General features: G+C 53.8%; 24 protein-coding genes. 19 read left to right on the top strand and 5 right to left on the bottom strand.

Annotated features, from left to right (window positions below; all coding sequences use genetic code 11):
* Window positions 1-36 precede the first annotated feature (36 nt).
* The 3 genes from MUB23_RS15165 (at window position 37) to MUB23_RS15155 (ending at window position 3162) form a co-directional block, all read left to right on the top strand.
* Window positions 37-1116, top strand: coding sequence for a Bug family tripartite tricarboxylate transporter substrate binding protein (locus MUB23_RS15165; RefSeq protein WP_244801516.1), 1080 nt, complete (start codon window positions 37-39; stop codon window positions 1114-1116).
* A 66-nt stretch (window positions 1117-1182) separates the two neighbouring features.
* Window positions 1183-1656 carry a tripartite tricarboxylate transporter TctB family protein gene (locus tag MUB23_RS15160; protein WP_244801515.1) on the top strand — a complete coding sequence of 158 codons (474 nt, stop codon included), beginning with the start codon at window positions 1183-1185 and terminating at the stop codon, window positions 1654-1656.
* Between the two features lie 12 nt (window positions 1657-1668).
* Window positions 1669-3162, top strand: a complete 1494-nt coding sequence (locus MUB23_RS15155) for a tripartite tricarboxylate transporter permease (RefSeq protein WP_244801514.1) — start codon at window positions 1669-1671, stop codon at window positions 3160-3162.
* Window positions 3163-3244: 82 nt separating this feature from the next.
* On the opposite strand, the gene MUB23_RS15150 is transcribed toward MUB23_RS15155, so the two are convergent.
* The 3 genes from MUB23_RS15150 to MUB23_RS15140 form a co-directional block, all read right to left on the bottom strand.
* Window positions 3245-3916 (bottom strand): TetR/AcrR family transcriptional regulator, encoded by a 672-nt coding sequence (locus MUB23_RS15150; RefSeq protein ID WP_244801513.1) that lies wholly within the window; start codon window positions 3914-3916, stop codon window positions 3245-3247.
* 97 nt (window positions 3917-4013) lie between these two features.
* On the bottom strand, window positions 4014-5288 hold the full coding sequence (locus tag MUB23_RS15145) for an MFS transporter (RefSeq protein ID WP_244801512.1): 1275 nt from the start codon (window positions 5286-5288) through the stop codon (window positions 4014-4016).
* A gap of 47 nt (window positions 5289-5335) precedes the next feature.
* Window positions 5336-6409 carry an Ldh family oxidoreductase gene (locus MUB23_RS15140; protein ID WP_244801511.1) on the bottom strand — a complete coding sequence of 358 codons (1074 nt, stop codon included), beginning with the start codon at window positions 6407-6409 and terminating at the stop codon, window positions 5336-5338.
* A 521-nt stretch (window positions 6410-6930) separates the two neighbouring features.
* On the opposite strand from MUB23_RS15140, the gene MUB23_RS15135 reads away from it, so the two are divergent.
* From MUB23_RS15135 to MUB23_RS15100, 8 genes are all read left to right on the top strand, one after another.
* Window positions 6931-8373, top strand: a complete 1443-nt coding sequence (locus MUB23_RS15135) for a sodium:solute symporter family protein (protein WP_244801510.1) — start codon at window positions 6931-6933, stop codon at window positions 8371-8373.
* Between the two features lie 31 nt (window positions 8374-8404).
* The gene (locus MUB23_RS15130) at window positions 8405-9352 is read left to right on the top strand and encodes a ketopantoate reductase family protein (protein ID WP_244801509.1); all 948 of its coding nucleotides are present in this window, start codon (window positions 8405-8407) and stop codon (window positions 9350-9352) included.
* A gap of 18 nt (window positions 9353-9370) precedes the next feature.
* A complete protein-coding gene (locus MUB23_RS15125; RefSeq protein WP_244801507.1) occupies window positions 9371-9571 on the top strand; it encodes a DUF362 domain-containing protein in 201 nt (66 codons plus the stop codon).
* Window positions 9572-9583: 12 nt separating this feature from the next.
* On the top strand, window positions 9584-10642 hold the full coding sequence (gene vorB, locus MUB23_RS15120; RefSeq protein ID WP_244801506.1) for a 3-methyl-2-oxobutanoate dehydrogenase subunit VorB: 1059 nt from the start codon (window positions 9584-9586) through the stop codon (window positions 10640-10642).
* 1 nt (window position 10643) lies between these two features.
* Window positions 10644-11390, top strand: coding sequence for a thiamine pyrophosphate-dependent enzyme (locus MUB23_RS15115; RefSeq protein ID WP_244801504.1), 747 nt, complete (start codon window positions 10644-10646; stop codon window positions 11388-11390).
* On the top strand, window positions 11387-11926 hold the full coding sequence (locus MUB23_RS15110; protein ID WP_244801502.1) for a 2-oxoacid:acceptor oxidoreductase family protein: 540 nt from the start codon (window positions 11387-11389) through the stop codon (window positions 11924-11926). The genes MUB23_RS15115 and MUB23_RS15110 overlap by 4 nt, the downstream gene beginning before the upstream one ends.
* 53 nt (window positions 11927-11979) lie before the next feature.
* On the top strand, window positions 11980-14091 hold the full coding sequence (locus MUB23_RS15105; protein WP_244801501.1) for an acetate--CoA ligase family protein: 2112 nt from the start codon (window positions 11980-11982) through the stop codon (window positions 14089-14091).
* Window positions 14092-14239: 148 nt separating this feature from the next.
* Window positions 14240-14536: a hypothetical protein gene (locus tag MUB23_RS15100; RefSeq protein ID WP_244801500.1), complete on the top strand. Its 297-nt coding sequence runs from the start codon at window positions 14240-14242 to the stop codon at window positions 14534-14536.
* Between the two features lie 16 nt (window positions 14537-14552).
* Here MUB23_RS15100 and MUB23_RS15095 read toward each other — a convergent pair whose 3' ends face one another.
* Window positions 14553-15431: a LysR family transcriptional regulator gene (locus tag MUB23_RS15095; RefSeq protein WP_244801499.1), complete on the bottom strand. Its 879-nt coding sequence runs from the start codon at window positions 15429-15431 to the stop codon at window positions 14553-14555.
* A gap of 201 nt (window positions 15432-15632) precedes the next feature.
* On the opposite strand from MUB23_RS15095, the gene larB reads away from it, so the two are divergent.
* The gene (larB, locus tag MUB23_RS15090; RefSeq protein ID WP_244801497.1) at window positions 15633-16385 is read left to right on the top strand and encodes a nickel pincer cofactor biosynthesis protein LarB; all 753 of its coding nucleotides are present in this window, start codon (window positions 15633-15635) and stop codon (window positions 16383-16385) included.
* Window positions 16378-17193 (top strand): LarC family nickel insertion protein, encoded by an 816-nt coding sequence (locus MUB23_RS15085; RefSeq protein ID WP_244801496.1) that lies wholly within the window; start codon window positions 16378-16380, stop codon window positions 17191-17193. The genes larB and MUB23_RS15085 overlap by 8 nt, the downstream gene beginning before the upstream one ends.
* Window positions 17194-17280: 87 nt before the next feature.
* Here MUB23_RS15085 and MUB23_RS15080 read toward each other — a convergent pair whose 3' ends face one another.
* Window positions 17281-17973 carry an IclR family transcriptional regulator gene (locus MUB23_RS15080; protein WP_244801495.1) on the bottom strand — a complete coding sequence of 231 codons (693 nt, stop codon included), beginning with the start codon at window positions 17971-17973 and terminating at the stop codon, window positions 17281-17283.
* 335 nt (window positions 17974-18308) lie between these two features.
* On the opposite strand from MUB23_RS15080, the gene MUB23_RS15075 reads away from it, so the two are divergent.
* From MUB23_RS15075 to MUB23_RS15050, 6 genes are all read left to right on the top strand, one after another.
* Window positions 18309-19559 carry a DUF362 domain-containing protein gene (locus MUB23_RS15075; RefSeq protein WP_244801494.1) on the top strand — a complete coding sequence of 417 codons (1251 nt, stop codon included), beginning with the start codon at window positions 18309-18311 and terminating at the stop codon, window positions 19557-19559.
* Window positions 19560-19867: 308 nt separating this feature from the next.
* The gene (locus MUB23_RS15070) at window positions 19868-21031 is read left to right on the top strand and encodes a mandelate racemase/muconate lactonizing enzyme family protein (RefSeq protein WP_244801493.1); all 1164 of its coding nucleotides are present in this window, start codon (window positions 19868-19870) and stop codon (window positions 21029-21031) included.
* A 36-nt stretch (window positions 21032-21067) separates the two neighbouring features.
* Window positions 21068-22246 (top strand): iron-containing alcohol dehydrogenase, encoded by a 1179-nt coding sequence (locus MUB23_RS15065; RefSeq protein WP_244801492.1) that lies wholly within the window; start codon window positions 21068-21070, stop codon window positions 22244-22246.
* A 125-nt stretch (window positions 22247-22371) separates the two neighbouring features.
* The gene (locus MUB23_RS15060; RefSeq protein ID WP_244801489.1) at window positions 22372-23172 is read left to right on the top strand and encodes an N-acyl homoserine lactonase family protein; all 801 of its coding nucleotides are present in this window, start codon (window positions 22372-22374) and stop codon (window positions 23170-23172) included.
* Window positions 23165-24604 carry an aldehyde dehydrogenase family protein gene (locus tag MUB23_RS15055; RefSeq protein WP_244801487.1) on the top strand — a complete coding sequence of 480 codons (1440 nt, stop codon included), beginning with the start codon at window positions 23165-23167 and terminating at the stop codon, window positions 24602-24604. Before MUB23_RS15060 ends, MUB23_RS15055 begins: the two co-directional genes overlap by 8 nt.
* A 174-nt stretch (window positions 24605-24778) precedes the next feature.
* Window positions 24779-25870: a TRAP transporter substrate-binding protein gene (locus MUB23_RS15050; RefSeq protein ID WP_244801486.1), complete on the top strand. Its 1092-nt coding sequence runs from the start codon at window positions 24779-24781 to the stop codon at window positions 25868-25870.
* Window positions 25871-25878: the final 8 nt, after the last annotated feature.

Raw genomic sequence — 25878 nt, 5'->3', positions numbered from 1 at the left:
TAATCGAAACATCCAAAAAGGAAGGGAGATTATATAATGAAAAAATGGTTAGCGGCAGCACTTGCCATGTGTATGACAGCTTCTCTGTGTGCCTGTGGAAATGATTCGGCGGCGTCCACGACCGCCGGGGGAACCGATACGGCGAAAACCACGGCGGCCGAAGGCGCCCAAGCGTCGGGATCCGGCAGCACGGCATTCCCGGAACATGATATCAACGGATGGGTGATGTGGGGGGCCGGAGGCGGCACGGACAATATTGTGCGCCCGCTGTGCACCTACACGGAAAAAATTCTGGGAAAGAGCATTGTCGTCAACAATAAGACCGGCGCCACCGGCGCGGTGGCGACCCAGTTCGTCCACGACCAGTCGGCCGACGGTTACAGCCTTCTGTTGGGCGCGGAAAATCCCGCCCTGTATAAGATTCTGGGAATCTCCGAACTGACCTATGATAATTTCGACACGGTTCTTTTAATCGGAAATGAAGAGCTTTCCCTCGTGGTGGCTCCCGACTCCCCCTATGAAACCGTGACCGATTTGGTCAATGCGGCGAAAGCGGATCCGGAATCCGTGATCATGGCGACCACCGGCGACGGCGGGTCCCAGTGGGAGGCGGCGGCTTTCATCAAAGCCGTGACCGGCGCCGAGTTCACCCAGCTTCCTTTTGACGGCGACGCCAGCGCCCTGACCGCCGTGATGGGAGGAAATGCTCATTTTACGACCATCAAGAGCACCCAGGCCATCGAGGCGAACCGGGCCGGAACCATCAAGATTCTGGCCACGCTGACTAAGGAGCCGGTGGAAGCCCTGGAAGGCTCCAAACCCATCACCGAAGAGTATCCCGGTTTTGAAGAATACCTGCCGTTCGGTCCATTCTACGGCGTGTGGGTGAAAGAAGGAACGCCGGAAGAAGTGACCAAAGCTCTTTCCGACGCATTCCAGGAAGGCTTTGAGAATCCGGATTTTCAGGAATTGCTCACTTCCATGAATATCAATCCCCTGGGGCTGACGGGGGAGGAAGCGAATACATACATTGCCCAGTGGCAGAAATCAGCGGCCACGGCCCTGTACAAGGCAGGAGTGATCGAGAAATCCCCGGAAGAGCTGGGAATTCAGTGATGTCCTCCGGCAGGCTTTCCGCGGGAATTTGGGAAGCCTGCCGGATCAGAGAAAGCGAGGTGTGTTATGGAAGGAAAAACAAGACCGGGTGAAAAAGGGTTTGCCTTTGTCCTGTTTGGGTTCGGCGTCTTGGTGTTGGCTGAGGCAGTAAAAATGTATCAAAAAGATCCCAAGGTGTCCTCTTACGGCGCGATGCCGGTGTTTCTGGGATGTCTGTTAATCCTGTTTTCCCTGATTATCATCATTCAGAATACAAAAAAGAAAAGCGAGATGTCGGGACAGTCTTTTAAAACGCAGCTTTCCATCGGCTGGCGCCATCTGTTTCAGATCGATGTGGCGGTGATGATCCTCCTCTTGCTGGCCTACAGCGTGGCCTTATTCCTGGGCTTGGGATTCGTCATTGCGACTCCGATTTTCCTTTGGGTTTCCATGAGTTATCTGACGAGAAAAAAATATGCGATGAACTTGGTTTACACGGCGATCGTCATGGCGTTTGTCATGCTTGTCTTTAAAGTCGTGTTCCGCGTGGTGCTGCCGTAGGGAGGAAAATAAATGGAAAATTTAGCTTATATGCTGATCCCATTTCAGCAGCCGATGTTGATTTTGCTGATTGCAGCCGGTGTGTTTCTCGGAATTTATATCGGAGCGATACCGGGCCTTTCCGCCACCATGGCCATCTCGCTTTTGGTTTCTTTTACCTTTGGCTGGGACACCAACGCGGCTCTGGCGATCATGATGGGAATTCACTGCGGCGTGGTCTACGGTGGATCCCGCTCCGCCATCTTGCTGAATATTCCCGGCGCTCCGGCTGCCGTGGCGACTGCGCTGGACGGCTATCCGCTGGCCAAAAAGGGGCTGGCCGGACAGGCGATCGGCATCACGACGGTTTCCTCTGTGATCGGCGGCTTTATCGGAGTAGTGGCCCTGGCGGTCGGCGCTCCGCTGATCTCCAAGCTGGCGTTGAAATTTGCGCCCAGGGATTATCTGCTGCTGGCTTTCATGGGCTTGATGCTGGTGGGAAGTCTCGGCACCAAGTCGGCGGTAAAGGGATTTATCTCCGCGACCATCGGCGTCACCCTCGGTATGGTAGGGATGGATCCGATCTCCGGCGTAGGCCGCTTTACCTTTGACAATGTGTATCTGCTCTCCGGCATTGATTACGTGACCGCCCTGATCGGCCTGTTCGGCGTGTCCGAAGTCCTCTGCCAGGTGTTGGACCGGGAAGCTCCGGTGGTAAAACAGAAGGTGGATAAAATCGTCCCCTCGTTTAAGACCGTGCTGAAATATTTTCCGCTGACGGTTCGGTCCTCAATCGTGGGAGTGCTGGTGGGGGCTTTGCCGGGAGCAGGCGGCGACCTTTCCGCTCTGATCACCTATGATCAGGCAAAGCGCACCGTGAAAAATCCGGAGGTTCCCTTCGGCGAAGGGGCGATCGAAGGCCTGATCGCTCCGGAATCCGCCAACAATGCGACGATCGGCGGCGCGTTTATCCCGATGCTGACCTTAGGAATTCCGGGCGACGCAGTGACTGCCGTCATGATCGGCGCTCTGACCATCCATGGCCTGAAGCCAGGGCCGATGCTGATGACGGATACCCCGCATCTGTTTTACTATATTGTGATGTCCTTTGTGATCGCCAACATCTTTCTTTTGATCTTTGGCCTGACCGGTGTAAAGATTTTTACAAAGATTGTGGAAATCCCGAAAGGGATCCTGTTCCCGGCCATCGTCATCCTGTCGGTGGTGGGATCCTATGCCATCAATAACAGCCTGTACGATATTTTCTGGATGCTGGGATTCGGCGTGCTGGGTTATATCTTGAAACGCTATGATTACCCGGTGGCTCCCGCCGTTTTGGGAATTATCTTGGCAGAGCTGATCGAGACCAACTACCGGAGGGCAATCATTCTGGAGAAAACCATCCCGAATCTGCTGCTTAGCTTTTTCAAGCATCCGATCTCCATTGTTCTGGTGCTGATTATCGCTTTTATGTTCCTCTCTCAGAGCAAATGGTATAAGGCTTGGAGAGACCGGAAATCAAAATAGACGAAGAAAAATAGTCTGTCCTGGGGGCGGACTATTTTTCTTCGTCTGTCAAAATTCCGGAAAATTGATCCGGATCCTATCTTTACCGGTCCATCTTCTGCCGGTGCCTTTCTAGCTGTTCCCTGTCATATTCCAGTTCAAACCGATCCAGGATCCGGAAGCCGCATTCCTGGTATTCCTCATAGTATTTCCGGAACAGACCCGCCGCCTCTCCGGCGTGCTCCGGCTCCTGCATGCGGAGATACCGGTGGAAGATAAATTCGGTCAGCTCTTTGGGCGTGATTTTACTTTTTCCCAGGTCGGCGTTTACCAAGTTGGCTTTTACTGCCACTACAGTGAGAGCGTTCAAATACTGATATTTACCCAGGATCCAATTTTCCGGGTGAAATTCCGCCAGCATACTCACCATATATTCCCCCATGTCCGCATGGCTGGCGGTACTCACGTAGAGATCCCGGTAGATGGGATTTTCCACCAGGAGAGCCGCGTCGGATAATACGGAAAAATAACGGTATTCCGTGAGATGGGTTTCGGACGGGTAAAACATCCGGCAGGCATGATTTAATTTTTGACGGAATTCTTTATACACCGCGACTCCCAGGCTCTCTTTGGAACCGAAATAGTAGGAAGGGAGGCCTATGCTGGTCTGAGAGGCCTGGGCGATCATCCGCATTGTGGTGGCACTGTAGCCTTTTTGATAAAAAAGGTCCTTCGCAGTCTCTAAAATTCTTTTCCGATTGTCAATTTCTCCCATGAGTCGTCCCCCATTCCATTATGATAAAATAGTAACATAAAATAAAGAATCGGTCAAAGGAATTTAGGAGCGTGACCCATAAGGCGGGGGGAGAGGCTTACGGCAGCGGTTCCGTCTGTGCGGCGCTGATGTTTTTGCACCGGGTCTCCGTGGTCAAAACGCAGGAGAGAAATCCAAAGAGCACGAAGACAAAGCAAAGGCGAAGAGGCGCGTGATAGAGGGAGAACCCGCTGGCCGCCGCTTGGTACCGGTCAATCAAACTACCGAAGAAAACCGGGATCACAGCTCCGCCGAAAAACAGGCCCATATTGGCTAAGGAAGTGGACATACCGGCAAAGCGGGGATCGTTAACCTCTTTGGAGACCGCCAGGGAGACGACGATGAAGGCGCCGAAAAATCCCATCACCGGAAGAAGGATCCGGACAAATAAAAGAGACGGCTCCGTAAAGGCAAAGATGGCCCAGCAGGTACAAGAACCGATTGCGCTGACTAAAAGAGGCAGCTTCCGACGCTTCATGCGGTCGGACACGATGCCAATTACCACCGATCCGATGGCCATGCCGACCGGGTACCAGAACGTGATGGAACCCGCCTCCACCACGCTGATGCCATAGCATTCGGTCAAGTAGCTGACTCCCCAGGCGGTGAAGGCCATGCTGCACCCGGAGAAAAAGCAGTTGATGAAAAACGACGGCCAGCTTCTTTTATTGGTCAGCACATTTTTCAATGCCACGGGGATCCGCGGTTTTACCCGCAGAGGCAAAACCGGATTGATCGGCGCGAATCCCATTTCTTCCGGTTTGTTGCGGATCACCAGATAGGCGAGCGCGGAGAGAATTAAGGTAACGATTCCAATACAGTAGAACGACATTCTCCAGGTCAGGGCGCTTACCAAAAGGGCCAGCGGAGCCTGCGCCATCGCGCCGCCCAGGTTGCCCACGAATCCGGTAATCCCGGACATGACGCCGAATTCACTTTCCCGGAACCAGCAGGTCTGCACCTTCAGGATGGCGATGAAGATGACGGAAGCGCCGAACCCAACCAGAAGCCTGCCCCAAAATAGGAAAGGCAGGCTGGGCGCAGCGCCGAACAGGAAAGCACCCAGGCTCATGGTCAGGCATCCGCAGCTGACCGTCCGCCTGGCCCCCAGCGTGTCGGCCAGAATTCCGCTGGGGATCTGCATGATCAGATAGGAATAAAAATACATGGAGTTTAGATTTGAGAAGCTGGTTCCGGTCAGCCCGAAGGCTTCCATCAGCTCATCCTTCACAACACCGCTGGACATCCGGTGAAAATAGACAAAAAAATAGATGGATACCATGAGGCCGTAAATCAGCCAACGGTACCTTCTGGCACGATCTGGATTGTGCATGTAAATCCTCCTTCTTGCTATTCGGAAAAGGGGAGAAGAGACAGCGGTCAGTTCCCCATAATCAGTTGTGTCAGCGTCCCGTCCTCTGGAATCATGCCGAGGCTCCGGCAGGTCGTAAGGAGCCGGGCTTCGGTAGCCGGCGGAACTTCCACTCCTTCTTTTTCAATGGTCCGGGATTTCTCAAACTCAATCTCGCCCGGCAGCCAGATGCGGGCCACGCCTGGAGCGCGCCGCGCATTTTTGATCATCTCTATGTAATCGTCTATCCGATTTTGATATTCTTCCCAAGGGAGGAAACGGGTGGGATCGATGGCCAGGAAAAACTGGCCGATACCTTCCGGCTCCTTGGAACCGGGGATTCCCAGACGGCCGATCTGGTTCCCATAGCAGGCGCCGGAGAGAACGGCGCAGAACAAATCGATGATCAGCGCCAGGCCGTATCCTTTGTAGCCGCCGATGGGCAGAAGGGTCCCTTTCAGCCCGGCGGCCGGATCCGTGGTGGGATTACCCTCGGCGTCCAATGCCCAGCCCTCCGGGATCGTCTCTCCTTTTCCCGCCATGACTTGGAGCTTTCCGTAAGACGCGATGCTGGTGGCCATATCCAGGACCACTGGGTCGTGCTTTCCGGCGGGGAAGGCGGCGGTCAGAGGGTTGGTTCCAAGCAGGGACTCGGAGGATCCGGTGGGGGCCATACAGGGGGAAGTGTTGGTCATGCACAGACCGATGACTCCTTTTGAAGCGGCCTTCCAGCCATAGTAGTTGCCGGCCCCGTAATGATTGCTGTTTTTTAAAGTGGCGGCGGCAATGCCGTTTTCCTTTGCCATTTTGATGACCTGCTCCATGACTTTCGGACCGTTCACAATACCCAGGCCGTTGTCTCCGTCAAAAGCCATGCAGAGCGAATTGCCGGACTGCTGGCGGAGAGAGGGCTGCCGGTTGACCGCGCCGTCATGGATTCGGGCCAGATACATGGGGAGCCGCTGTAATCCATGGGACAACACACCGCTGTGGTCGGCCTGCGTCACAACCTCCGCGGCCTGGGCCGCGTCTGCTTCCGGAATTCCTACATAGATCAAAGCCTTTTTACAAAACCGTTCCACGGATTCTAATGTAAACTTCATGATAAGTCCTCCGATTTCTTTGATGTTAATGTGAAGATATTATTTTGCACGCTATATCGACTAGATTTGGGAGAAAAATATAAAAAACAAGAAAAAATGAGTTTTGTATTGACATTTGAAAAAAATAGGGATAATATGATGATAGATAAGTTGAACACGTTCAAATTCATTAAACCTTTTTTCCACTGATTTGTCAAGGTATTTTCCAATAATTTTTTTCTTATAATTTGAACATGTTCAATTCGACTGGAAATGATGAGAGAAAATCATAGAGTGTGGCAGAAGCAGAAACTGGAGGGGGTGATTGAACCTGAGTTTGAACACGTTCAAAATCTAACAACTAGGTGTGAGCTTTGCGCAGAGGTCCCAAGGGGGGCAGCCCTGTGCCTCCATAGCGGAGCGTTTTTGTTCATAGGAATCTCCTATGGACAAAGAAAGGAGGGGTGGAGGAAGTACGGTTACTTGTGAATTTGACAGAGCATCTGTGGCTGTCATCGTGAGGGTTTAGAGAGGAGAAACGTATGAGTATACCTTTAATCATCATTATTGTCTACATGCTGTTGCTTTTATTCTGTTCCTGGTGGGTGACAAAGAAAAAGAACTCTGGGGAGAGCGCCTCGAATTTCCTGCTTGCCGGGCAGCAGCTGCCCTGGCTTTTGGTCAGTGTGACGGTGGCGGGCCTTGCCGTCGGCGGCGCATCAACGGTAGGCGTGGCGCAGAATGCCTATACCCGTGGAATATCGGCAGGCTGGTATTGCTTTGCCTGGGCGATTGCTTCTGCGATCTACGGCTTGTTTTTTGCCGGGAAATACCGTACTTACTCGATTAAAACCATCAATGAACTGGTCCGCAAGGTTTACGGAGAGCAGATCGGCTTGCTTACTGTCTTAATGCAGTTTTTCAATAATTTTGCTATGAATGCGATGCAGATCGTAGCAGGAGGCGCCATTCTGGCTGCTCTGCTGCCTGGTGTTTTCTCCGTACCCATGGCCATGCTGATATCCACCGGGATTTTCCTGGCAGTCGCTGTGGTAGGCGGCCTTTGGGCGGCTTCCCTGTCTAACATTATCAACATTGCGGTAATTTATGTCGGCCTGATCATCGGCGTTGTGACGGCGTTCAATCATTTTGGCGGAACCAGCGTGGTACTGGCGGCGCTGCCGGAAAATCCAAACTGGTATAATCTGTTCAGCGGCATGGGCCCCAAAGCCATTCTGGCTTGGGTGGTATCACTGACCTTCAGCGCTATGGCGAGTCAGGCAATGGTGCAGTCCTCCGTGGCAGCGAAGAACAGCCGTCAGGCAAAAACCGGTTTTCTGGCTGCGGCGCTGATCATTATTCCTGTGGGCGTGATTTCCCCGCTGTTCGGCCTGATCGCAGCGTCCCAATTTCCGGGACTTGAAAATGCGGCGACGGCTCTCCCTTCGGTTATGCTGAGCATATCCCCTGTGGTGGCGGGCCTGGCTCTGGCCGGTCTGTGGGCGGCCGACGTGTCGACGGCCACGGTATTGCTGGTTTCTCAGAGCACCATGCTGACGCGGGATATTGTCGTAAAATACATAAAGCCGGACATGAGCGACCGTTTCCAGATTATCTTTTCGCGCGTTAGCATGATCGTGGTGGCGTTTTTAGGCTTCCTTCTGGCCACGACGGTAAAAAGTATTCTCGATGCTATCACCACATTTATGTCCATTGTCTCACCGCTGGCCATCGTCTGTCTGTTGACCTTGCACTTTCCGAAGCTTGCCCGCAAGAGCACGGCGCTCTGGGTGTATCTGCTGGGAATCCCAGTGTTCATCCTGATCGTTCTGGGCGTGATTCCGAAAGTGGGCGGACATGCGATTTACCTGACGGTTGCCGCTTCTTTGGTAGGCTGGCTGATTTCCCTGGCGACCGATAAGAGAGCCATCGACGTTTCGGTTCTCTATGCGGACGGGAAGATCCCGGAAAAGGCGAAAAAGTAAACGGAGAGACGGGAAAAATAGGAGGATTATTATGAAATATGCAGTGATCGGCGCAGGAGCCATGGGCAGCGTGCTGGGCGCCTGCCTGGCTCTGGGCGGAGGCGAGGTTTGGTTTGTGGATCCGTTTGAGGCCCACATGAAAGCGATCCAGGAGAAGGGGCTGGCCTTTGATTTTGACGGTGTACCTCATACGCTGGGGCAGATCCATGCGGTCACCAGCGCCAAGGACGCGGGCGGCAAGGTAGATATGATCTTGCTGATGGTAAAAGGAATCTACACCAAATCCGCCATCGAAAATATCCGGCTGCTGGCAGGGGAAAACACACAGATCTTAAGCCTTCAGAACGGAATCGGAAACATCGACATTCTCCAGGAGGCGGGTTTCCCCGTATCCTGCCTGGCCCACGGCGTGGTGGACTTCGGGGCCACCTTAAAGGCTCCGGGCAGCGTGCTCTGTCAGCTGAAGCCGGGGCAGGGACTTCACTTTGGCCCGGTCGATCACCAGCCGAAAGAAGCACTGAACGAAGCCGCAGCCTGCTGGCAGCGGGCGGGCCTGAAAGTGGAACTTCTGGAAAATGCTGAGTTTAAAATCTGGTATAAATTTGCAGTAAACTGCGGCGGAAACGCCCAGTGCGGCCTGGTGAGAGCCAACCTTGCCGGGTATCTGGATCACCCGCTGGGACGGGAGCTCTGCCTGAGAGTCCAGGAAGAGATCGTCCGGGTTGCCAATGCCAAAGGGATCCCTCTGACCATGGAGCCGTTTATCCAGGCCCGCCAGAAACCGCTGGGGCCTCTGGGCGGCCATATGCCTTCCACTTCCCAGGATATGCTGGCGAAAAAGCCCACGGAACTGGAATTCCTTTACGGGGCGGCCTGCCGGGAAGGAAAAAAGGCCGGCGTTCCCACGCCCTTCAACGAGGTGATCTATATGCTGACCAAGATTTATGAGGATACTTATGATTCTCCTTATAAAAATTAAGAAAGGACGGGAACGTGCATGAGTGAAGTAGTCGTGTCGGAAAGCCGCTGCAAGAGCTGCGGATTCTGCGTAAAGAATTGTCCCAAGGGGGCGATTTCCCTGGCTCATTCTTTTAACAGCGCAGGATACAAATACGCGGTGGTTGATTCGGAAAAATGTATCGTATGCGGGATTTGCTATACCGTCTGTCCGGACGGTGTCTTTGAGATCAGAGAGTGAGGAGGGAAGAACATGGGAGATATGATCAAAGGCAATGATGCGATTGCCGAAGCCGCTGTCCGCGCGGGCGTACAGCTTTACGCCGGATACCCCATTACTCCCTCTACGGAGGTAATGGAATACCTGTCCTGGCGGATGCCGGAGCTGGGGAGAACTTTTATCCAGGCGGAAAGTGAGCTAGCCGGCATCAACATGGTGCTGGGGTTTGCATTCTGCGGGAAACGGGCGCTTACCGCTTCGTCCGGACCCGGTATCTCTTTGAAGCAGGAAGGGATTTCTTACATATCCAAGTACCGGCTGCCCTGTGTGGTTTTGAATGTGGTCCGGTATGGAAACGGCCTTGGAAGCCTTCGGTCCGGCCAGAGCGATTATTTCCGGGATACCCGCGGAGGCGGAAACGGAGACTACCGCTGTATCGTCCTGGCGCCCTCCAGCGTACAGGAATCGGTGGATCTGATGTACCTGGCCTTTGATTTGGCGGAGCGGTACCGGATTGTGACCGAGGTCATGAGCGAGAGCGCTCTCGGCCAGATGATGGAGCCCTGCGAGTTTCCGCCCATGCAGGAACTGACGGTGCAGGACTGGGCGCTGGACGGAAAGTATACCCATGAAAGACGAGTGGCGTTCATGGAGAATTACGTGACCACGGCCCATGAAAACAACGCCCGCTATGAGGAGATCAAAGAGAAAGAGCAGCGCTATGAGGCGGTGGGCCTGGAGGACGCGGAGTATGTTTTCGTCTCCTACGGTATTCCCGGCCGCGTGACTCACGGCGTCGTCAACGAGCTTCGGGCCCGCGGAGAGAAAGTCGGCCTGATCCGCCCGATTACCCTGTGGCCCTTCCCGGAGAAAGCTTTTGAACAGGTGAACCCCAACGTCAAGGGATTTATCACAGTGGAGCTCAACGACTACGGCCAGATGGTCGACGACGTGGCCCTCTCCGTGAAAAAGAAGCTCCGGACGGATATCCCGGTTTACTGTCTGCCGTATGTCTTTGAGATGGTGAAGCGGAAAGATGTTTTCCGAGACTTTGAAAAGATCCGCCAGGGTCAGTGGAAGGAGGTATATTGATATGGCTGTTGCACGGAAAATTCCAGAGCTGACCGGGCGCCCCACGACGTTTTGCCCCGGCTGCGGCCACGGCATCCTGACACGGCTCCTCGGCGAATGTTTGACGGAACTTGGCCAGGATCACAATGTGATCTGCACCATCGGGGTAGGATGCAGCTGCATCTTTGACACGGCTTATCAGGGAGATATGATCCAGGCCCCCCACGGTCGAGGAGCGGCTGTTGCCACCGGCGTGAAGCGGGCCCTTCCGGATGTGGTTTCCCTTACCTATCAGGGCGACGGCGACGCGTATACCATCGGGCTTGCCGAGACCTTGAACGCAGCTTACCGGAATGAAAAGATATCGGTATTCGTGGTGAACAACTGTAACTTCGGCATGACCGGCGGTCAGATGAGCTGGACGACCATGCCGAATCAAGTGACCGCCACTTCGGTCCATGGCCGGGACACTGCGCTGACCGGGATGCCCATCAAGGTGCCGGAGATGATTGCAGGTAATTTCCAGACCGCTTATGTGGCGCGGGGAACCGTGACGGACGCCAAACATATCCGGGAGCTGAAGGGCTATATCAGAAACGCCCTTAAAGCACAGATCGCCGGGGAAGGCTATTCTCTGGTGGAAATCGTCTCCCCCTGTCCGACAAACTGGCATATGACTGCACTGGAAGCAATCGATCAAATGGAAAAGGAGATTCTGCCCTACTATACGCTGGGCGAATTCTGTAAGAGAGGAGGGAAGCAGGAATGAAAGAACTGGTATTTGCAGGCTTTGGCGGACAGGGAATCCTGACCGCAGGCGTAGTCCTCTCTCAGATCGTGCTCTATAAGGGCTGGAAGGCGACCTGGCTTCCTTCCTACGGTCCCTCCATGCGGGGCGGAACCGCCAACTGCACGGTCAAGTATGATGAAAAGTATATCTACATTCCCGGAATGGAAGAGCCGGATTTGCTGCTGGCCATGAATATGCCTTCCTTCCAGAAATTCCAGGGCGTGGTAAAGCCGGGTGGTACGATTATCACCAACAGCGATTTGGTGGACAGCAAAGGGGCCAGGGAAGACGTCACCATTGTGGAGGTCCCCTGCCTGAGTATCGCGGAAGAATTGAAAAATCCGCGGGGGGCCAACATCATCATGGTGGGCGCCATTGCCAGGGTGATGGAGGATTTCACCATGCAGGAAGCCATCGACGGCATGAATGATATGTTCCGAAAAAAGGGAAAAGAAAAGTTTGAGGCTCAGAACACCATAGCCCTGGAGCGGGGTTACCGGTTGTTAGACAAGTAAGCATGTGCGGGGCCGGTATCCGGCCCCGCCCGACGGAAAGGCGGGAAGCTTTTATGGATATTGGCAAAGTCTTTAATCCGGCCAGCATCGCCATCATCGGCGTCAGTGATAAAAAAGGAAGCTACGGCGGCAGCGCGGCCAAACACGCCGCTCAAAACAGCAATGCGGACCGGGTATACTACGTACACCCGACCCGAAAGGAATTCATGGGAAAACCCTGTTATCCGACGATTTCTGATCTGCCGGAGACGGTGGACTGTATCTTGATCTGCACTCCGCGGCAGACAGTGAACCCGCTGCTGCGGGAAGCCGGGGAGAGAGGCGTGGGCGGAGCCATCGTCTATGCCAGCGGTTTTTCCGAGGAGCACTCGGAAGAAGGAAACGCCCTGGAACGGGAGATGGCGGAAATCGCAGCTTATTATGATATGGCTGTGGTGGGGCCCAACTGTCTGGGGACCATCAACAATGTGGATAAAAAGATGATGTGGGGACTCCACACCACCTTTGGCTTTGAATTTTCTGAACTGACCGGACTGGGCGTGGTGGCCCAGAGCGGTTATATAGCCGGGAATATCATGGGGAGCCCAGGGCTTGCCGTGACTTATGCGGCGTCCAGCGGCAACGGCAATGTCCTGACCCTGGAAGAAATCATGCTCTTTTATGCGAAGAGCGATCAGGTGCGGGTTATCGCCGCTTACCTGGAAGGCATCAAGAAGCCGGAATGCTTTGAGGAAGCCCTGCGCGTCGCGGCCATGCGCCGCAAGCCGGTGGTCATCCTGAAAACAGGACAATCCAGGAAGGGGGCTGCCGCCGCCGCTTCCCACACGGGAAATCTGGCCGGCAGCGCCAAGTGTTATGAGGCTATTTTTCAAAAATACGGCGTGGTAGCGGTGACGGATCTGGTGGAATTTATGGCCGTGGCCCAGATGTTCTGCACCCTGAACGGGAATCTGCCCCGCACGGACGGCCTAGCCAGCGTCAACCTGTCGGGAGGAGAAAACGCGATCTGTGCCGATATCTGTGAAAAGTACAACCTGGTGCATCCGGATTATACGCCGGAGACGGAGGCTGCGGTCAAGGCGGTGATCCCTCCGTTTGCCCGCAGCTGCAATCCTTTGGACGCCACCACCGAGCTTTTTTATAATCTGGAAGGCAATCTGAAAATCCTGAAAGCCGTCCGGGATCAGCAGGACTTCGGAGCGGTTACGATGGGGATGAACTTGGATCTGCACCGCAGTCCGGTTCACGAAGTGCTGATCTCTGCGCTATGCCAGGCTGCTACAACGATCCCCGATATGATACCCATTTTCCTGACCCCGTCCCACGAGGCCAGCCGGAACAAAGAGTACCGGGATATGCTGCAAAAAGCAGGCGTGGTTGTGACGCCCGGCGGGGAAAAAGGCTATAAGATGGTCCGCTATCTGATGGATTTTACAAAGTACGACTACCGCGAGCACAATTTGAAGCTGGCCTTGCCCTGCCCTCATGCGCCGGAGTGTCCGCCGGTCTCCTTGAGCGAGGCGGACAGCAAACGGGAGATGATGGATTTCGGCGTGCCGGTTCCGCCGTTTGCCACCGCGGGCAGCCCGGAGGAAGTCAGGGCCGCGCTCTCGGATATCCCGTTCCCGGTGGCAATCAAGATCGATTCTCCTCACATTACCCACAAGACGGATGCCGGAGGAGTGAAGCTGAATATTCAAACGGAAGCTGAGGCATTGCAGGCGTTTGATCAGATCATGGAGAGCTGCCGCGCCTATCGGCCGGATGCGGATCTGAAAGGCGTGCTGATCCAGCAGATGATGCCTCCGGGGGTGGAAATTCTCCTGGGAGTGACCTGCGACCCGATGTTTGGCCCCATGGTTATGGTAGGCCTGGGCGGCGTGTTTGTCGAGGTGTTTCAGGATGTGGCACTCTATCCTGCTCCGATGGGAAAAGGGGAGGCCAGAAAAATGCTGGAGAGCCTGAAATCTTTCCGGCTGCTGGAAGGCTACCGCGGACAGGCGCCGCGGGATATCGACGCGCTCTGCGGCCTGATCGTGAAGGTTTCGGAATATGCCGTGGCGAAAAAGGATGGGCTCCGGGAGCTGGACCTGAACCCGGTCTTTGTGTATGAAGAGGGGAAAGGGATCGCGGTGATCGACGCCCTGATCGTGAAGCGGACCTGATCCTTGAAAGGAACCAAACCAGCCCGGCGGGTCGCCGGGCTGGTTTTGCTACTTCCTTGTTTTTGCAAATAGGATTCCCATTTGACTATATTTGTGATATGATAAAAAAGTAGAAAAAAATTTCATCCGCTGTTCGAAAGAGGAGCATATGATCACAATATTTAACCGAAGAAAATTAGCCATTGTCTTTTCCATGAAAGAGGTGGTCCGGCTCCGCAGTATTCTTGCGGTTGCGCATATCGAATATCTGGTTCGCACGGTTCGGGAAGAGCCTGAGGCGGAAAGTCCAGTTCGGAAGGCGGAGACAGCTTGGTCTGGGTATCTGAGAAATGATATCCATGTCGGCCCCGCTTTCTCCTATGTTTTTTATGTGAGAAAAAAAGACTTCGGTGATGCGGCGGCTCTGAACCGCAGAAGAAGGCTGCCTCTGTGCAGGGCGCACTAGGGATAGAAATAGGGGATCAGGTGGTATAATTTTCACAGATATTGATAAAATCCGTCAGCGCGCCGTAGAGGTACTTGCTTTTGTGATAGACGATGGAAAATTTTCGCGTCATATGTACATTCTGAATCGGAATGATTTTTAAGCGTCCCTTCTGACATTCTTCCTGAATGGCTTTTTCTGATAAAACTCCCAACCCCTGGCCGCTGGTTACGGCATATTTGATGGCTTCGGAATTATTGCAGATCCATTTTTCGTGGATTGGAATATTTTTTTCGAGAAGATATTGCTCAAAGATCATCCTGGTTTTGCTGCCGCGTTCCCGCAGAATAAACGGCTGGTCCTTCAATTCTTCCAGACGGACGGAGTCTTTTTGGTAAAAGGGATGGGAGGGAGAACAGATGAGAAACAGTTCGTCATTGATCACGGGAAAGGAGAGAAGGTCCGTCTTATTGATGGTGCCTTCCACCAACGCCACATCCAGTTTTCCGTCCAGCAGCATCCGTTCCAGGGCGGCGGTCTTTTCCACCACTACTTCGGTATCAATGGAGGGATTTATCACGTTGAATTGTTGAATCAGAGGGCTCATCAGATAAGTGCCGACCGTGAAGGTCGCGCCGATGCGTAGTTTCTTAATCGTTTTCCCATTGTTCAGGAAATCTTCCATGTTTTGGTACAGGAGCAGAATTTGTTTGGCGTACTGCAATAGTTTCTCTCCCGCCGGTGTGATATAGAGTTTTTTTGAGAGCCGTTCAAACAGGACAATCGAGTAATAGGATTCCATGTCCCCAATCGCCTGGCTGATCGAGGACTGCGAGATAAACAGATGATTGGCTGCTTCGCTCATTTTACCAGTCTCCGCCACTTCGACGAAAATTTGCAAATGCCGTAATGTCATGTGATCACCCTTCCCCTTTTGTAAAAATCAATCGATTTTCAGAGATAGTCCATCCTTAAAAAGTATTTTATACTATTAAAATAAAAAAATCAACAAAAACCATAGAAAAATATGACAATGTAGAAAAATCTTGAAAAGGAAATAGAGATATGATAAGATGAAAAAGCGTGGTCAGAATAGACAGATACAGAAGGGTTAACGATGGAAATAGAAGAAATTTTGAGAAAGGTACAGCAAGGCCAGCTTTCGGTGGAAGAGGCCGGGCAAAAGCTGCGCCCTTTTTCCTATGAGGAGATGGGGTTTGCGAAGTTGGACGACAGCCGGAAACGCCGTTCGGGTTTTCATGAGGTGATTTACTGCAGCGGAAAAGAAACCGCGCATTTGACGGCGATTTTCCGGAGGCTGTGGGAGAAAAACGGCGCGGTCATGGGAACCCGTGCGACGCCGGAACAGTATCAGGCGGTGAAGGCGGAAGTACCGGAAGCGGTCTATGACCCGGTCTCCCGGATCATCCGCGCGGGGAATGATGAGGAGAAGAAAATCGGCCGAGTGGCCGTCTGCTCCGCCGGTACGGCGGATCTTCCGGTGGCGGAGGAAGCGGCGCAGACCGCGGAATTTTTAGGAGCCCGTGTCTCCCGCCTTTACGATATCGGAGTGGCGGGAATTCACCGTCTTTTTCATAACCTGGAGGAGCTTCGAAGTGCGAACTGCGTCGTTGTGGCCGCCGGGATGGAAGGGGCTCTGGGAAGCGTGGTGGCCGGCCTTGTGGAACGGCCGGTGATCGCGGTGCCGACCTCGGTGGGATATGGGGCTAGTTTCGGGGGCGTTTCCGCCTTGCTGTCCATGCTGAATTCCTGCGCCAATGGGATCGCGACTGTAAATATAGACAACGGCTATGGCGCCGGATACATGGCGGCGCAGATTAATCGATTGGCGGTGAATGCAGATGAATAAGCCCATTTTATACCTGGAGTGTTATTCCGGGATCAGCGGGGATATGGCGGTGGCTGCGCTTTTGGATTTAGGCGCCGATGCGGCGGAATTGGAGCGGGTGCTGAACAGCCTTGCGCTTCCGGAATTCCGGATTCAGATTGGAAAAGTGAAGAAGAACGGAATTTCAGCCACGGATTTCCAGGTGATCCTGGAAGACGGCGAACCTGACGCCGGTGCATCGGCACACGGGCCGCAGACGCATTCCCATGAAGGGGAATGCCGTCATCACAGGGAAGCCGGGCGCTCCCACGCGCACAGGAACCTTGCGGACGTCTGCGAGATCCTGGACCGGGCGGATACGACGGAGCAGGTCAAGAACCGGGCGAAAGAGATGTTCCGCCTGGTGGCGGAGGCGGAAGCCGCGGTTCACGGCCTGCCTTTGGAACAGGTTCACTTTCACGAGGTCGGCGCGGTGGATTCCATCGTGGATTTTTTGGCCGCGGCTTTCTGCCTGGAAAATCTGGGGGTTCATGATGTCGTGGTATCGGCTCTGTCCGAGGGGCAGGGGATGATCCGCTGTCAGCACGGCCGGATCCCCGTGCCGGCTCCCGCTGTGGCGCAGATCGCAGCGGCCCATGGGCTTCCTCTGCGGATTACGGACGTGATGGGAGAGCTCGTCACGCCCACCGGAGCGGCCATTGCCGCCGCGTCCCGGACCAGAGAACGTCTGCCGGAGAAATTTGTGATCCGCCGGATCGGAGTCGGGGCCGGAAAGCGGAATTACGACGCGCCCAATATTTTGCGCGTGATGTGGGTGGAAGAAACCTAAAAGATCGTTGCGGAACAAAGGGGAGAGATATTTTGTTGAAGCAAAGCAGCGCGGTAATGCCTGGTTCAGGCGTTACCGCGCTGCTTTTTACGACAGATTGGAGAAGCGGGACAGGGAAAGCTGTTCTTCGGAGCACAGCTCTTCTTGAAGCTGGCAGAAAATGGAATGGGCCTTTGCAAACTGAGGCTGTGAGAAACGGGGAAGAATTCCGTATATCACAAAAACCCCGATAAAATGATCCCGTGAAAAAAGAGGCATGGCCAGAGCGGCGGCGCCTTTTTGATCCTCCTCGATATCCCAAAGATAGGGAGGCAGGTTTTCCGGGTTTTTCTCCCATATCCGGTACAGGCGGGATACAGCGCAGTCTTTCTGCATACTTTGGAATTCGCCGATCCGGGAATCCGCCGTTACGCTCCGGTTGGGCACAGAGGCGTCAATGAAAAAGTATTGCTGGCCGCACAAAAAGGTAAAGCTGCAGGTCTCCTGAACCGAATCCGCCAGATGTTCCAGGAGCCAGCGGCTTTTTACGCTGGGAAAGAGGTTCTGCCTTGAGATGGCTCCCAGCTGCCAGCAGCTGATGGAGAGAGAGTAGCGGGGCGACTGTGGGTCGCGCTCCACATAGCCTTTTTGTTCCAGCGTGGAAAGCAGCGTGTAGGTGGTACTTTTATTTAAAGAGAGCGCCTCGCTGATTTCCTGAAGACGGCAATGATTGTGGTTAACCATATATTCCAATATTTCCATAGCCCGAACCACGGACTGAATCGGTTTTGTTTTCCCCATGAACGAACAATCACCTTTGCTTTCTCATGCTGCTTACACAGAGGTATCTGTTTTTAAGCATTGGAATAAAACCACAGAGATACCTGCTGTGAAGTTATTTTTTAGTATAACAGATAAATTTAGAAAAACAAGCAATTTTGATAAAATTTTACAAAAGCGAAAATCCCTATTGACAATTCAAGATCATATGATAATATAAAAAATATCTTAGAATATTGTTTTATTATTTGATATTATTGAACTATGAGAGGAGGAATGTCGTCCAGGTTCAGTTGCTTTTCGCGGGGTCACTGGAGAAACTGGAAGAAAGAAACGATAAAGGAGCAAAGATTATCATGGAAAAATATCAAGTTGCTGTTGTAAAACACCGGGAAGGCTGTCAGGTAAAGGACACGGTAGCGAGAGCGGTCGAACTGATCGGCGGTATCGAGAAATTTGTAAAGCCCGGACAGACTGTTATGCTAAAACCGAATTATACCGGCCTTCTGTCGCCGGATACCGGCGCCGTCACCTCCCTTTTGGCGTTGGAAGGGATTACCCTGTTTCTTCAGGAACACGGAATCACGGATATTACCATCGCCGATGGTTGCGGAACGGTACATATTGGAACCCAGAAAATTATGGACGAGGTTGGCGTGACCGCCCTGGCGGAAAAGCTCGGCGTAAAGACTTTGGACCTGAATACGACCCCGATGGTGGAAGTGAAGCACGAGGGCTATCGGGAAATCGAATCGGTGAAGGTATCGAAAGCTGTGCTGGACGCGGACCTGGTCATTAATGTGCCGGTGATCAAGACCCACGCAATGTGCGGCGCGACAGCGGCGATGAAAAACATGAAGGGATGTATTGCGCCTGCGGAAAAACGCCGTTTTCACAAGATCCATCTGCATCAGGCCATTGCCGACCTGCAGCTGGCCCTGCCGCCGTATCTGACCATCACAGACGGCCTGATTGCCCAGGAAGGCTTGGGGCCTGCCGAGGGGACGCCGGTTCCGCTGAATATCATCATGGCCTCGGAGAATCCGGTGGCGATGGACGGCGTGATTTTGGAAATCATGCAGATGAGTCCGGATGATGTGAAGCACATAAAACTGGCGGCCGAGATGGGGCTTGGCAGCATCGACCTGAAAGACATTGATATTCTGGGGGACGGGATCGATGGTATCAAACGGAAATTCCGCCCGGCCACCACGGATATCAAAGAGTTCGACGGCGTTGAGATCTACGAGTGCAATGCGTGCAGCGGATGTATTGCGGCTTTGATGATCACCCTTGGCCGTCTGAACGCCATCGGCGATCTCCCTCACTTTAAAGATATCCAAGTCTGCGTCGGTACCGGAAAGCCTGCGAACTTGAAAGAATATAAGAACTTCTTTTACATCGGAAAATGTGCGAAAGCGATCTACGAAAAGGAGCACGCCAAATACCCGGATCAGGTTCACTATATCGCGGGATGTGCGCCGGCTGCTCTGGAGATCGAAGAACGGATCCGCGAGGTCTACAACTTTGACCGGAGTGATCCCATGTTCTTTACTGCCGGAGCTCAGGCCGTGGACGGCATGAGAAGTAAAAAAGAAGATCAGTAGGATACGTGTAACTGGCCCGTCGCGAGAATGAATCCCTCTCGCGGCGGGCTTTTATTTCAGCAATATCTTGGTCTGACACCGGATTTATTTCACACCGGATTACGGTTCCTCATCGAAAAAAAGGCGCGGAAATGCGTGCTTTATCCGCATACTTAAGGAAAAACTTATATGGTTCTTCTTGAATAAGTGTTTTACAAAAAAACGAAATATGATTATGGTATATGTAAAGTGACCGCGCGGAAACAAGATGTTAGATATATTTATCAAGGCTGGGAAACTATCAGCCAAAATCAGGAGGGATTCTTAAAATGAAAATAACGAAAGTAGAAGCGATCACCTTAGTTGAGCCGATCAAAAACGCCATCAAGGCTCCGATCAGCATCCCCTATGCCAGCGAGCTGGAAGGCCTGGTATTCAAAGAGTACCGCGCAACGCTGGTAAAGGTTGAGACCGACGAGGGGATCACCGGCTGGGGCGAGTGCATGGTACGGTTTGCGCCTACTGCCACGAGAGACATTGTCAATTACATTGCCCCTCTGCTGATCGGCAAAGACCCCTTTGATACCGAGAAGATCTGGGAGCTGATGTTTGGTTCGATGATGAACCGCGGACATTACCAGGGCTTCTTCGTGGAAGCCATCAGCGGGATCGACATTGCTCTCTGGGACATTAAGGGAAAAGCTTTAGGTGTTCCGGTTTACCAGCTTCTCGGTGCCGCCGGCCGTCCTTCCTTCCTGGCATATGCTTCTTCGATCCGCTTCCGCGGCCTGGAAGTCGTAAAACAGACTGCTCAGAAATTTAAAGACAACGGGTTCAAGTCCATGAAGATCAAGATCGGACAGATCCCTGAAAACGATATGGCTACGGTCCGCGCCGTCCGCGAAGTAGTGGGGCCGGACATCGAGCTGACCGTGGACGCCAACTGCGGCTATGACGTGAAGACCGCCCTTCGGGTCGGCAAGGTCTTGGAGGAGTGCAACATCCGCTGGTTCGAGGAGCCAGTCCGCCCGGACGATTTCGACGGATACCGTCTCCTGTCCGAGAGCCTCAGCGTTCCGATTGCCGGCGGCGAAGCCCACTTCCTCCGCTGGGGCATGAAGGAACTGATCACCAGAGGACGCATCGACATCGTGCAGCCCAATATCTGCCGCGCCGGCGGCGTGACCGAGGCGATCAAGATCCACGGCCTGGCCAATGCCTACAACGTGAAGTACCTGACCCACACCGGAAGCTGCTCGGCCGTCTGCCTGGCCTCCACGCTGCACATCGCCGCAGCCTTTACCGATTGCTACATGTTCGAGCATATGCAGGCCGACTGGGCGAAGGATCAGAGAAACCCGCTCCGCTGGGATCTGACTCCGCTGCCCATGGACTACGATCCGGCCACCGGCATGATCACGATGCAGGATAAGCCTGGATTTGGCTATGAAATCAACGAGGACGTCATTGCGGCGACCCGTGTAGACAAATAAACAAAGCTGTTTTTTAGAAAAGGAAGGAGATTTCAAATGTTTAACGCGAATGCTGGACATTACCATATGCAGGGAAGATTGAATTGTGGAGTTGGCCTGGCCGGTACCATTGGCAGCGAGCTTTCCACCAGGGAAATCAAAAAGGTTCTGGTTGTCACCGAGGCCATTTTGGTGAAATTGGGAGTCCTGGATGTGGTATTCGATTCTTTGAAAGAGGCCGGAGTGGATTACGTGGTATTCGACGGAATCGAGGCCGACCCTTCCGCCCATCTGATGGATCAGATCGGCGCGCTGGGTATCGAGGAAAAAGTGGACGGCGTGCTCGGCGTAGGCGGCGGCAGCTCCATGGATTCGGCGAAAGCGGCCTCCATCCTGATTGCCAATCCGGGAACCCATATCCTGGACTACAAAGGGGATTATACCGGCGTAAACCGTTATCAAGTGACCCCGGTTCCCTGCTTTGCGATTCCGACCACGGCCGGCACAGGAAGCGAGGCCAGCTGGAATATCGCCATCAACGACACCGACAATACGCTGAAAGTCCGGACCCAGAACCCTCACTATGTACCGGTGATGTCGATTTTGGACCCGAAGATGATGGCCACCGTGCCCGCGTCGGTAGCGGCCGGGTGCGGGATTGACGCCTTCGTGCATGCCTTTGAGGCGTATATTTCCACCAAGGGCGCGTGGGAATTCAGCGACTTTATGGCTCTGGAAGCAATGCAGCTGATCTCCGGACACATTCGTCAATTTGTGGCGAACCCCGGCAACACCGAGGCAGGCCAGGCCATGATGATCGGTGCGACGCTGGGCGGCATGTGCCTGTCCCAGGCGGCTCTCGGCATCGTACACGGGCTGGCGAAACCGCTGTCCGCCCACTTCCATATCTCCCATGGCATGGCCAACGCCCTGATGCTTCCCCATGTCGTAAAGTACACCTGGCGGGCGAACCCGGCGAAATTCGCCAAGGTTGCCGAGGTGATGGGCGTGGATACCAGAGACATGTCGGAGATCGAGGCGGCCAAGGCAGCCTGCGGCGCCATGGCCGAGATGTGCAAAGACATCGGACTTCCGGCCCACTTAAGCGAAGTGGGAGTTACGGAGGACAAATTTGAACAGATGGCGAAGGACGCAATCCAGAACAAGCCGTTCTTCCTGAACCCTTGCAAGGGAACAGTGAAAGATCTGATCCATATTTATCAGAGCGCTTACTAAAAAGCGGTTGTTGGAATCCTACTTGTTATCTCTTCCCCTGAGATATGGCCGGGAATGCGTCCGGTCCTGAATGCCGGACGCGTTCCAAAGCCGATTGAAAGGGGCTTTCGAAAAAAGGTGGAGCTATGTGGACGATCATTCCTTTAAAATTAGGAGTAACTACCGTCTGGAGAGGCGGGTTTGTAATGCAGCAGGGCCTCGCGGCAAGCGAACGATTTGAGGTTCCCCATGTGGCATGGCTGTTAAAGGAAGACGGAGGATCCAGAAGGATTCTGGTGGACGCCGGAATCAGCGGGAATCTGGAGGAAAGCTCTGTCCGCCACAACCCGGTCCGCCGGGATCCGGATATGTACTTATTGCCGGCCCTGGCGCAGTACGGGGTAAAGCCGGAGGAGATCGAGATGGTCATCCTGACGCATCTCCACTGGGATCACGCCAAAGGCGTCCTGGAGCTTCCGAATACGATTCCGGTGCTGGTACAGAGGACGGAACTCTACTATGCCGTTTCCCCGTGTCCGCCGGACGCTAAGCATTATGAGACCAATGTGAAAGAGGACATTCCCTATTTCCTGAAATATTTCCATCAGCTGCGGCTGCTGGACGGAGAACAGAAAATTACCGATGGAATTTCAGTTGTGATGCTTCCGGGCCATTCCCCCGGCTCCCAGGGAGTCGTGGTGGACACGGCGGAAGGAAGTTTTGTGATTACGGGAGACTTGATTAATTGTGTGGAGAATTGGGAGAGGCGGATCCCCGCAGGAATCTGCAACAGCCTGACAGATTACTACGAATCTTTCCGGCGGCTGGAGAAGCTTGAGGCGGAGGGGGCGAAGATTCTTCCGAGCCACGATTTTGTCGTATTTGACTGGTTCCAAACGGTGGAATCAGAGAAGATTGGAACGGGAGGGAAAAAAGACGATGTATGAGTTATATATCAACGGAAAACTGACGGAAGGGCAGGGCGAGCCGATCGTTGTCACGAATCCGGCCACCGGGAAAGTAATTACCACGGTAAAGAGCGCCAGCGTAGAGCAGGCGAACGAAGCCCTTCAGGCGGCCCAGAACGGATTTTACGCTTGGTCCCGCACCAGCCTGAATGACCGGATCGGCTGGATGCTGAAATTAAGAAAAGCCTGTCAGGACCATCAGGATGAGATTGTTCAGCTGATGGCCGATGAGGGAGGAAAGACCTTTGTGGAAGCCGGAAACGACTTCAAGGCGTTTTTAAACTATCTGGTTTATTATGGCGAGGAAGCCAAACACATCTACGACACCGGGATTCCGGAGTACGGCGGACACCGCGACACCTTCCATACCGTGTTAAAGCGCCCGGTCGGCGTGGTGGTCGGACATCTGGCCTGGAATATGCCGGTCAGCAACCTGGGGCTCAAAATGGCACCGTCCATGGCGTCCGGCTGCACCTGCGTGCTGAAGCCCAGCACCGAGACCCCTCTGGCCAGCCTCTATATCGGAAAGCTTGCCGCGGAGATCGGTCTTCCGGCCGGCGCGGTTAACATTGTGTTCGGACCGGCGAAGATCATCGGAAAAGCGCTGAGCGAGAGCAAGATTCCGAAACTGATCTCCGTGATCGGTTCCATCGCCGTGGGCCGTGAGGTGATGAACCAGGGCGCGACCTCCGTCAAGCGTTTCTCCATGGAGCTGGGCGGCAATGCTCCGGCCATCGTGATGCCGGACTGCGATCTCGACAAGGTTGTGAAGTTCATTGCTAACCGCAAGGTGCGGATCTCCGGCCAAGGCTGTGCGAACATCAACCGGATTTTTGTCCATGAATCCATCCATGATGAGTTCGTCAAAAAGCTGGTGGAGCTGGTGAAACAGATTCCGGTCGGCGTGGGAAGCCCGGATCATCCGGAAACCATGGGACCGATGATTAATGTAAAAACGAGAGATAAAATGCTGGCGTTCGTGGACAATGCGGTCCAGGGCGGGGCGAAACTTCTCTACGGCGGCGTGGTGCCGGAGATGGAGGATGAGTACAAGGACGGCGCTTGGATCCTTCCGGGAATCCTGGACGGCGTGACCGACGAGATGGATATGGCAAAGAACGAGATCTTCGGGCCGCTCTACGGTGTACTGACCTTTCAAGATCTGGATGAAGTGCTGGAACGCTCCAACAATACGGATGCGGGGCTGACCGGTTATCTGTTCACCCACGACTCCCGCGTCATCGGCCGCTGTGTCGAGGACCTGGAGGTCGGCGAGCTTCAAGTTAATATGCCGGGAGCGGGACCCAATATGCCCCACATCGGCATCAAGCAGAGCGGGCTGGGCTGCGACCGCGGCCAGTGGTCTTTGGAAGAGTATTACGATATCCGCCGGATTTCGATCCAGCCGTAATCAGGCACACGCAAATGCAAAGGAAGATGTCGCTGACGCGACGCATTTGCGGCGCAGAATTTCACTCTGCGAAATTCTATCTTGGAATATCGGGGAAAGCTGAGCGAAGGGGCCGGCTTTCCCTGAACCCGAAAAGGGAAATAAAGAAGTTCAATCAGAAGGAGGAAAAGTAGTATGCGGAAAAAGGCGATGGGTATCTTCTTGGCAGCACTTATGGTAGGTTTGACCGGATGCGGAAACGGGAATGCCTCGGCTACGACACAGGCCGCCGCCGGTACAACCGGAGGAAGCGATACGCAGGCGGAGACAACGCAGGCAGGAGGCGGGGCCTCCTCGGATGAGGTGATTACCCTGCGGTTCGGCGACACGGCCAACGACGAGAACTGCGACGCGATCGGAAACAAATACTTTGCCGATTTGGTAGCGGAGCGCACGAACGGCAGAGTAAAGGTGGAATACTACAACAACGGCAGCCTGGGAAGCGATAAGATGCTGGCGCAGTCGGTCATCGAAGGTACGCTGGATATGGGCAAATGTTCCTGCGGAAACTTTTCCGATTTCAGCCATGCGACGGATTTCACGGATATGCCCGGCCTGTTTGACTCGTTGTCCCATGTACGTAAAGTATGGCAGAGCGATATCCGGGACGATATTGTAAAGCAGATCAAAGATGAGCTGGGTGTAACGGTGGTCATGTTTGACGTGGACGGCGGCGAGCCCCGTCTGATCGGCGTCAGCGGAAAGGAAGTCCGCGTCCCCTCCGACATGTCCGGGGTGAAGATCCGTACCACGGGTTCTCAGATTGAAATCGCTCTGTTTAAAGAGTGGGGAGCCAACGCTATCACGGTAGAATTCTCCGAAATGTATTCTGCCCTGCAGCAGAACCTGGTCAGCGCCTTCTATCTCCAGAGCGCTTATATTGTAAACAACCGGTTTGAAGAGACCATCGACTATGCGGTGCCGGTCAACCAGTCCTGGGTTACTTCCGTCAAGATCCTCAGCAAGGATGCCGAAGAGCGCCTGGGCGAAGAGCTTTACAACATCGTACTGGAATGTGGCAAGGAAGCCGAGGAATACAAAGACGGCCTGTGGGAAGACGCGATGGTTGGATATTACAAGCAGATTGAGGATGCCGGAGTAAAGGTCCTGGAGCTGACCGCAGAAGAAAAGGCGCAGTGGGATCAGGCGTCCGCCAATATCTGGGATCAGTTCGTTGGAACGACGGTTTCCCAGGAACTTCTTGATAAGATTCAAGCTCTGAAATAAAAACGGAT

This window comes from Cuneatibacter sp. NSJ-177 (genome assembly GCF_022867805.1).
Taxonomy (GTDB): Bacteria; Bacillota; Clostridia; order Lachnospirales; family Lachnospiraceae; genus Pseudolachnospira.
Note: the sequence above shows the minus strand (reverse complement) of the source record. Positions and strands in the feature narration are given on the sequence as shown.

Excerpts from the sequence above, each read along its gene's own strand:
- MUB23_RS15165 (WP_244801516.1), top strand. The coding sequence starts at position 37 with ATGAAAAAATGGTTAGCGGCAGCACTTGCCATGTGTATGACAGCTTCT.
- MUB23_RS15125 (WP_244801507.1), top strand. The coding sequence starts at position 9,371 with ATGAGTGAAGTAGTCGTGTCGGAAAGCCGCTGCAAGAGCTGCGGATTC.
- MUB23_RS15060 (WP_244801489.1), top strand. The coding sequence starts at position 22,372 with ATGTGGACGATCATTCCTTTAAAATTAGGAGTAACTACCGTCTGGAGA.
- MUB23_RS15110 (WP_244801502.1), top strand. The coding sequence starts at position 11,387 with ATGAAAGAACTGGTATTTGCAGGCTTTGGCGGACAGGGAATCCTGACC.
- MUB23_RS15070 (WP_244801493.1), top strand. The coding sequence starts at position 19,868 with ATGAAAATAACGAAAGTAGAAGCGATCACCTTAGTTGAGCCGATCAAA.
- MUB23_RS15065 (WP_244801492.1), top strand. The coding sequence starts at position 21,068 with ATGTTTAACGCGAATGCTGGACATTACCATATGCAGGGAAGATTGAAT.
- MUB23_RS15100 (WP_244801500.1), top strand. The coding sequence starts at position 14,240 with ATGATCACAATATTTAACCGAAGAAAATTAGCCATTGTCTTTTCCATG.
- MUB23_RS15140 (WP_244801511.1), bottom strand. The coding sequence starts at position 6,409 with ATGAAGTTTACATTAGAATCCGTGGAACGGTTTTGTAAAAAGGCTTTG.
- MUB23_RS15085 (WP_244801496.1), top strand. The coding sequence starts at position 16,378 with ATGAATAAGCCCATTTTATACCTGGAGTGTTATTCCGGGATCAGCGGG.
- MUB23_RS15080 (WP_244801495.1), bottom strand. The coding sequence starts at position 17,973 with ATGGGGAAAACAAAACCGATTCAGTCCGTGGTTCGGGCTATGGAAATA.
- MUB23_RS15115 (WP_244801504.1), top strand. The coding sequence starts at position 10,644 with ATGGCTGTTGCACGGAAAATTCCAGAGCTGACCGGGCGCCCCACGACG.
- MUB23_RS15075 (WP_244801494.1), top strand. The coding sequence starts at position 18,309 with ATGGAAAAATATCAAGTTGCTGTTGTAAAACACCGGGAAGGCTGTCAG.
- MUB23_RS15150 (WP_244801513.1), bottom strand. The coding sequence starts at position 3,916 with ATGGGAGAAATTGACAATCGGAAAAGAATTTTAGAGACTGCGAAGGAC.
- MUB23_RS15050 (WP_244801486.1), top strand. The coding sequence starts at position 24,779 with ATGCGGAAAAAGGCGATGGGTATCTTCTTGGCAGCACTTATGGTAGGT.
- MUB23_RS15145 (WP_244801512.1), bottom strand. The coding sequence starts at position 5,288 with ATGCACAATCCAGATCGTGCCAGAAGGTACCGTTGGCTGATTTACGGC.
- MUB23_RS15105 (WP_244801501.1), top strand. The coding sequence starts at position 11,980 with ATGGATATTGGCAAAGTCTTTAATCCGGCCAGCATCGCCATCATCGGC.
- MUB23_RS15130 (WP_244801509.1), top strand. The coding sequence starts at position 8,405 with ATGAAATATGCAGTGATCGGCGCAGGAGCCATGGGCAGCGTGCTGGGC.
- larB (WP_244801497.1), top strand. The coding sequence starts at position 15,633 with ATGGAAATAGAAGAAATTTTGAGAAAGGTACAGCAAGGCCAGCTTTCG.
- MUB23_RS15055 (WP_244801487.1), top strand. The coding sequence starts at position 23,165 with ATGTATGAGTTATATATCAACGGAAAACTGACGGAAGGGCAGGGCGAG.
- MUB23_RS15135 (WP_244801510.1), top strand. The coding sequence starts at position 6,931 with ATGAGTATACCTTTAATCATCATTATTGTCTACATGCTGTTGCTTTTA.
- vorB (WP_244801506.1), top strand. The coding sequence starts at position 9,584 with ATGGGAGATATGATCAAAGGCAATGATGCGATTGCCGAAGCCGCTGTC.
- MUB23_RS15095 (WP_244801499.1), bottom strand. The coding sequence starts at position 15,431 with ATGACATTACGGCATTTGCAAATTTTCGTCGAAGTGGCGGAGACTGGT.
- MUB23_RS15155 (WP_244801514.1), top strand. The coding sequence starts at position 1,669 with ATGGAAAATTTAGCTTATATGCTGATCCCATTTCAGCAGCCGATGTTG.
- MUB23_RS15160 (WP_244801515.1), top strand. The coding sequence starts at position 1,183 with ATGGAAGGAAAAACAAGACCGGGTGAAAAAGGGTTTGCCTTTGTCCTG.